The sequence below is a fragment of the Arthrobacter sp. Y3225116 genome (assembly GCF_059091245.1).
The window spans coordinates 1-819 of the sequence record NZ_JBNHGL010000508.1 but is presented as its reverse complement, the minus strand read 5'-3'; the positions used below and the strand labels follow the sequence as shown (position 1 = coordinate 819).

Annotated in this window: 1 protein-coding gene; it reads right to left on the bottom strand. The window is 70.3% G+C overall.

The window, feature by feature from the left end; translation table 11 throughout:
- Positions 1 to 255 precede the first annotated feature (255 nt).
- Positions 256 to 720, bottom strand: a complete 465-nt coding sequence (locus tag AC5RV2_RS18655) for a hypothetical protein (RefSeq protein WP_494093565.1) — start codon at positions 718 to 720, stop codon at positions 256 to 258.
- Between the last annotated feature and the right edge of the window lie 99 nt (positions 721 to 819).

The following is an 819-nucleotide window of genomic DNA, read 5'->3' as shown; positions in this document are numbered from 1 at the left end:
GCAGGGAGGGTCGGCGATCCGGGAAGCCCGGCCGGAACGCCCCGCCCCCGGACGGTGCGGCCCCGCGGCGACCGGTACATCGATGTGGAACTGGTCGTGCTGGACTGCGGCCGGCTGCCGCTGGCGGTTGTGCACCCGCAGGCTTAGCGGGCAGACCGGCGGCGCACGTTTCTGGCGTGAAGGCGGTCCGTGGAAGTCCGGCCCGGGATCATGCCGGCCGGGATCAGGCGCCGTCGTCCCGCTATCAGGCCGGGATCAGGCGCCGGCGTCGCGCTGCCCCGGGGCGTTTGCCTCGTGGTTCCGGAGCCCGTGAGTGCGCCGGTCCTCTTTCATGGCGGCTTCGAAGAGGTGCTTGCGGCCGCCGGCCAGCGTTTCACGTGCCTGCCGCTCCAGCTCCTTGAAGGGGCCGTAGTAGATCTCGTCGTACTCGTCGATGATCTGGAACGTCCAATGCCCCTCGATGACGTTGCGGCCCACGATCTCCCGATCGACCCGCTCGGCCAGTTCATGGTGTCCGGCCTTGCGCAGCAGTTCCACGGCCTCGCCCAGCGCCAGGTCCGCCGTACCGGTGAGCCGGTGGAAGCCGTACAGCAGGCCGCGGGCGTGTTCCACCGCTTCCAGCGCCTCGGACATCTTGCCCAGGGCCTCGAGGGTGGCGTCGTCGAGGCCCTCGGGGCGCTGGTACTTTTCCGCGGGCCCGTCCTCCGGTCGCTTTGTCATGGTGGGCACTCTAGCGCTTGCCGGTTGTCGCGTCACCGGCAGCCCCACGCCCGGCGGCCCCGCCCAGGGCGGCGTTGCGTCAGAAATGAATATCACACC

Excerpts from the sequence above, each read along its gene's own strand:
- AC5RV2_RS18655 (WP_494093565.1), bottom strand. The coding sequence starts at position 720 with ATGACAAAGCGACCGGAGGACGGGCCCGCGGAAAAGTACCAGCGCCCC.